General features: G+C 43.1%; 1 protein-coding gene. It reads right to left on the bottom strand.

What is annotated here, in order from left to right; genetic code table 11:
- On the bottom strand, positions 1-218 hold a 218-nt coding region (locus RM542_RS14855; protein ID WP_311386537.1), incomplete at both ends, for a hypothetical protein.

The following is a 218-nucleotide window of genomic DNA, read 5'->3' as shown; positions in this document are numbered from 1 at the left end:
TCACAAGGGTCTGTTACCACAATATCAATATTTGCTGTTTGAATACATCCAGCACCATTATCAACGGTGTAGGTAACATTAAATGTTCCAACACCTGCAACAGCTGGGTCAAAAGTACCATCAGTTGAAGCACCACCCCAAGTACCACCAGCAGGGTTACCTACTAGATTTACTACTGCGTCAGTTGTAAATAATGGTCCTACGGCATCAATGGTTGG

This window comes from Croceitalea sp. P059, assembly GCF_031846365.1.
In the GTDB taxonomy this organism is placed as follows: domain Bacteria; phylum Bacteroidota; class Bacteroidia; order Flavobacteriales; family Flavobacteriaceae; genus Croceitalea; species Croceitalea vernalis.
The sequence above is the reverse complement of the archived record's forward strand: the minus strand, read 5'-3'. Positions and strand labels throughout refer to the sequence as shown.